This is a genomic window from Streptomyces sp. NPDC060035, assembly GCF_042736635.1.
GTDB lineage: Bacteria > Actinomycetota > Actinomycetes > Streptomycetales > Streptomycetaceae > Streptomyces.
Map to the genome: position 1 here is coordinate 1 of NZ_JBHWVO010000066.1, position 5272 is coordinate 5272.

6 protein-coding genes and 1 pseudogene are annotated in these 5272 nt (G+C 66.9%); 5 read left to right on the top strand and 2 right to left on the bottom strand.

Going from position 1 to position 5272, the window contains the following annotated elements:
• Positions 1-109: 109 nt before the first annotated feature.
• The 3 genes and pseudogenes from ACFWBQ_RS38140 to ACFWBQ_RS38150 all read left to right on the top strand — a co-directional run.
• Positions 110-385 (top strand): annotated as a pseudogene (locus tag ACFWBQ_RS38140) (TniQ family protein); the annotation flags it as partial.
• A gap of 14 nt (positions 386-399) precedes the next feature.
• The gene (locus ACFWBQ_RS38145) at positions 400-1617 is read left to right on the top strand and encodes a TniQ family protein (protein ID WP_385508608.1); all 1218 of its coding nucleotides are present in this window, start codon (positions 400-402) and stop codon (positions 1615-1617) included.
• 54 nt (positions 1618-1671) lie between these two features.
• Positions 1672-1956, top strand: coding sequence for a hypothetical protein (locus ACFWBQ_RS38150; RefSeq protein ID WP_385508610.1), 285 nt, complete (start codon positions 1672-1674; stop codon positions 1954-1956).
• 5 nt (positions 1957-1961) lie between these two features.
• On the opposite strand, the gene ACFWBQ_RS38155 is transcribed toward ACFWBQ_RS38150, so the two are convergent.
• Entirely contained in the window at positions 1962-2258 is a 297-nt protein-coding gene (locus ACFWBQ_RS38155) for a hypothetical protein (RefSeq protein ID WP_385508612.1), read from the bottom strand.
• 498 nt (positions 2259-2756) lie between these two features.
• Between ACFWBQ_RS38155 and mihF the strand changes: the two genes are divergently transcribed.
• Positions 2757-3077: an integration host factor, actinobacterial type gene (gene mihF / locus ACFWBQ_RS38160; RefSeq protein ID WP_385508614.1), complete on the top strand. Its 321-nt coding sequence runs from the start codon at positions 2757-2759 to the stop codon at positions 3075-3077.
• Between the two features lie 395 nt (positions 3078-3472).
• Here mihF and ACFWBQ_RS38165 read toward each other — a convergent pair whose 3' ends face one another.
• The gene (locus tag ACFWBQ_RS38165) at positions 3473-4657 is read right to left on the bottom strand and encodes a hypothetical protein (protein ID WP_385508617.1); all 1185 of its coding nucleotides are present in this window, start codon (positions 4655-4657) and stop codon (positions 3473-3475) included.
• A gap of 391 nt (positions 4658-5048) precedes the next feature.
• On the opposite strand from ACFWBQ_RS38165, the gene ACFWBQ_RS38170 reads away from it, so the two are divergent.
• Positions 5049-5272 (top strand): transposase (locus tag ACFWBQ_RS38170; protein ID WP_385508619.1); only part of this gene is annotated, 224 nt, incomplete at its 3' end.

A 5272-nucleotide genomic window follows, 5' to 3' on the forward strand; every position in this document is an offset into this window, starting at 1 on the left:
ACAAGCAGAAGAGTGCCGAGCAGCAAGTCTCACCGCATCAACAACTGTCCCTTTTCATCCGTACGCGGGTGGGGACGTTCATGTGTACGCCGACAGCTGGAGCCGCAGTGTGATCGCCCCCTTGTCACGGAGCCTCGATCCACTGCCCGCCGAGTCCCTGGCCGGGTTCCTGCTCCGGCTCAGCTTCCGGCTCGGCCTGTCCCCTGCCGCGCTGATCCGGCGCACCGGCCTGGCCGAGGTGCTGCCCAGAGGGCAGGTCTACGCACGCACGGCCCTGGGCATCACGCTGGCACCGGAGATGGCTGCCGACTTCGCCACCGCGACGCGGCTGTCCCCCGACGAGGTACGCGACCTCACCGTTGAGCCCCTGGCGCACGCTTTCCTCCAGTCCATGAGGCGGTGCTGTTTCCGCGCCCGCAGCGGGGCTGGCTGTTCCCCACCACCCGCCGCTACTGCCCGCCCTGCCTGGCTGGGGACGGCTCACCCATCCAGCAGAAGTACGGCGGCCCCTGGAACGTCCTCTGGCGCCTGCCGAACGTCTTCGCCTGCACCCGCCACGGCTGCTTCCTCGAACACCTCTGCCCCATCTGCCAGCAGCCCATCGCCAAGAAGGACCTCAGCCAGCTCGTCCCCCGGGCCAACATCGCGGGCCTGCACCCCGCTCAATGCCGAGGCCGTTCCGCCTCCCCCGCACCGAAGAACCACCCAACTCCTGAAGCACTCTGCGGATGGCGACTCGACCAGCGCACCCCTCCGGCCGCCTGGGACAGGCCAACCCCCGAATACCTCGCCCTGCAACAGCGGATCCTGGACAGGCTCGATCCCGACAACCCGGCGGAGCACTCCGCTCGCTACTTCACCGAACTCCACCTGACCAGCGCGCTCGTCATCGCGACCTGGCCCCTCGGGGCGCCTCCGGGACGGCACCGGACGGCACACACCGCGACCACCGTGCTGGCCGAACGCCGGCAGCTGGAGGCATCGCGCAGGAATGCCTCGAACGCCCCGCCAACCGACGCGCGTGCCTGCGCCGCCGTGCTCCTCGCCGCCGACACCATCCTCAACGCCCCGGACCTGCGTGAGGCACTCGCTCCCCTGGCCCCGCCAACGGGGCACGGCTCCAAGAAGCCCAGGATCTACTACGGCTGGGACGCACTGTTCAGAAAGTCGCGGCACGAGTGCGCACCGGCGTTCCAACTCGCGGTCGACGACGTCTTGTCGGTGGGCAGACGCGGCCCGGATAGACGCACACGACCCCGACGAGGAACCTCATTCCGTGCGGAACACGTTCCGGCCTTCCTCCGCGACGAATGGGTCACCCGCCACCTGTCCGCCTTCCCCGGCATCCCCCTCTGGCAGCTCCGCCGCGGCGCCGCGGTCCGTCTGGTCAAACGCGCCCGCGGGGGCTCCATCATCGACGCCGCACGGTTCCTCGGCGTCCTGCCCGGCACCGACGCACGCTTCGACAACATCCTCACCCACCGCCTCAAGGACAGAGGGCTGACCTTCGCCTTCGAGGCCGCCCTCGACGACCTCGAAGGCGAAGAGCTACATCACCGGCCCACCGACTACGAACGCCGCCGCCAGGCTTTGAAGGACTGGGCCATCCCGCCTTAGACCTGGCAGACAGAGATCATCCACCCCGGTCTCACCCACGCCTGCAGGTTCGCAGTGGATGACCGCAAACGCCTCGCCGTCTCCGCCTATGTCTGGGCCCACGCCACACACGGCGAGCACCTCTTCGCCCCGACACCGGCCGAGATCCGTGGCGATGACACACGGCAAGAGCTCTGGAGGAGAGACCTGACCACCATCTGCAGTCAGCTCAAGCGGGCACCGAGATATTCCCGCTACCTCATGCTCAAGGAGCTGCTCGACGCCTACGCCGACCGGCTCGCCGACTCCCTCGACCGCCAGCGCTCAACTCGCCAAGCACAACGCTCACTCGCCACCTAAAGCGCTCAGTCACACAAATACGCTTTATGGCAGACTCTGAATTCGGTCGTGTCAGAACCGAATTCTATGGACTGGACATGCGTGAAATCCGCACGCAGGCCAGCGGCACGGGTGCCCCATTCCGTGAAATACGACTCGGTGATGGCTTCAGCGACGATCGGATGCAGCTCCTTCTCCGTCGCACCGGCCTCCTGAAGTTCGAGGATCTGCTTCGCGTAGGTGGGTGAGATTGGTGTCGTGATGCTGCGCTCGCGGCCGTCGTCCGAGCTGCCCCTGCAGGCGAATCCGAAGTAGGCCGTCACCTCCACCATCCTGCCGCTGGGGGTGGACGCCTGTTCCCGCGCCTACGCCCTGACCTGCGGTTGCCACTCGGATTCCGTCTCCTCCACCAACACGGCTTGGAGGCGCTTCTGCGGGGTTGTCAGCTTCCCGGCGATAGCGCTCCACCGTGCGGCGTGAGGTGCCCAGACGCTCCGCCACGGCCTTGGTGGACCCCCTCTCCCGTGTGCGAAGGAATTTCATACGCGCTTTTGCGGATTTCGGCGCGGGCCGGGTGAAGACCTTCCGCTCCGCCCGCGCGAGGGCCTCCAGGACCTTGCCGCGGCCCGGGGCCGGATGCTGCTCGTCATCGCTCATGCCGACCATCACCCCACGGTTCCCCTGTGGACAGCGGACAGCAGGTGGCCACGGGTCTGTCAGCGCTCATCTCCCATCGCCGGGTGCGGTGGCCTGAGCGGTACCCCCTGCTCAGGCGCGGCTTTCTCGGCCATGATGGCGCGACCGACCGACGAAGGAGCGCGATGTCCAGCCCTGTACCCACCCTCACCCCCGGGCAGCGGGGCGAGGCCCTCGCGAAGGCCGCCCGCATCCGCAAGGAGCGCAGCGAGATGCTCGCAGCGCTCAAGGCCGGGCGCATCTCCCTCCCCGACATCCTCGACCGCGAGGACAACACCGCCCGCCAGACCCGTGCCCTTCACCTCCTGCAGGCTCTTCCCGGGATCGGCAAGGTACGCGCCCGCCGCCACCTCATCGATCTCGGCATCTCGGAGACACGCAGGATCCAGGGCCTTGGCGAACGGCAACGTGAGCGCCTGGTCAAGCTCTTCCCGTCCCAGGGCTGAACCCGCAACGGCCATGGGTGCGTCCCCGGCCGAGGCGTTGCACTGCACATGGCTGTCAGCTGTGAAGAAGTACCGGCCGGAACCCGGCTCACCCGGGAGAGGGCCTGGAGACAGTCGCGCAGCGGGGTGGAGCACACGCACGGTGTCCACCGGTTCCAGCTGGAGTGCAGGGGCTGGCACCACCCCAGCCGCTGGACGAAGGACGTCACAGAGCCGGAAGCGGCTGCGCTCGTGAGGGCCTTCGTCGACGCTGTGCTCACTGAGCGGGGAGGTCGGCGTTCTTCCGGTGCCGTGATGGACACGGAGTGACCAGCAGTCGGCGTCATTGAACACGGCACCGTGCGAGGGAAGGCCCTCCGGGTGACGGACCTTCGCAAGTGGCCTGCTGAAGATTTCTAGAAGGGGTCGTCGGGCCCCACTGCGGAGGATTCCTCGGTTACTATTTTCGCTGCGAGCCGTGTGGCGATCAGCCGGTTAGTCAGCTCGATCGTGGCGAGGTACCACCAGAAGATCCAGTCGAGGAAAGCGTCGTCGTAGTCACCGTGCTGCCCGGCGTTGCGGTGGCGCAGGTCGTACCGGTTGGCGATCTCGAAAAGGGCCCCTTCATCCTTCCCGAGGTGCTCCTTGATCAGAGCGCGGCGCTCCTCCAGGACCCGTGCGAGGGCGACGATCGCCGACCGCTTGTTCTCAATTGACGTGTCGCGTCTACGGAAGAGCGCGATGGCGTGGTCGACGTCGCCCAGAATGCTGAGGCCGCTGTCGTTGAGGGTGCGGTGCACCAACGCGCTGCGTGCGTCATCGGTGACGGCGACCAGGCGCCCGAGCTCCTCGCCCTCCGATGCCAGCTCGTATTCAATGCCGGCTTCGCGCAGCAGCTGGTTGACCTTCCACCGGTACAGGATGCGGGCGGGGCCGTGATGGAACTCCTGGTGGTGCCAGCCGCAGCCGCTGTAGGGGTGGTGCCATCGTGTGCGGGGTCGGCTGACCAGGTCGTGGAAGACCTCGATGAGGCCGTAGAAGGTGTCTTCGTCCCAGGTCTCCCAGGCGAGGGGCCACAGGTCGGCGATGCCGAGGCGGTCCTCGATGACCTCGGAGGCGTCGGGTAGATCGTCGTGGTCGTCGACGCAGTACGCTCCGAACGCCTCGGTCAGGTAGCCGTCGTCGACAAAAGCACTGATAAGGCGGGCGAAGTTCTTACGGGGGCTCCGTTCGGTGCGGGAGGCCGGAGCGGATCCCTGACCATGCCGGTGGGGCCAGTACGGGCGTGGCGCTGCCGCGTGCTGGAGCTCGGACGCGCGAGCGAGAAGTTCCTCCAGCCAGGCGCGCTGCTGGTCCTTCTCGGTTTTCTTGGCGGCGCCCCAGTGGCTGGCTGTGCCGGCCCAGGGATCGTCGGTCAGATTCAGAGCTGTGGGTATTGCGGCGAAGTCCGCGGCGGCCGTGCTGCCGACGAGGGCCTCGGTCAGTAGCCATGTGACGCGCTTGTCCCAGGAGCGGTCCGCGGCGCGAAGAACATGCTCCCCTTCGGCCACGAACAGCGATGTGGGCCAACGCAGTTCGTAGTTGCTCAAGTCAAGACTCACCACGTCATCATCACCCACCTGGTAGATGCTGAGGGCCTGGTCGTCGCACTCCACGAACTTCCGCCCCTACGCGAACGAGCCCGGACCGGTTGGTCCGGTGTGTTCGGGGCCAGGCCTGGCAGAACACGTCAACTGAAGTGCTCAACCGCCCAACCGAAGCGCTCAGTCACATACGGTGTGACTGAGCACTTCAGTTGGCGAGTTGAGCGTTCTGGTGGGCGAGCGTGCCCATCTCGCCCACCAGAACGCTTAAACTTTCGCCGCTCGGCCGACTCAGTCGTTGAGATGCAAAGGAGTGGGGGCAGGGCGACCGCCCTGGCGTTCTCCCAGTGAAGCCGGACGACATGGCTAAGAAGTCATCTCAATTGGCGGAGTGGGTAGGCTGTCGTTCATGGTGGGGATTGTTGAGCGGCTGGTGCCGGATGAGTTGTGGGAGCTGTTCCAGCGGGTGGTTCCGGAGGCGCCCTCGCGGCCTCAGGGTGGCGGTCGGCGCCGGCACGGTGATCGTGAGGTGCTGGCAGCGATCGTGTTCGTGGCCACGTCAGGCTGTACGTGGCAGCAGTTGCCCACGGCTTCGTTCGGGCCGTCAGGGGCGACAGCCCATCGACGTTTCTC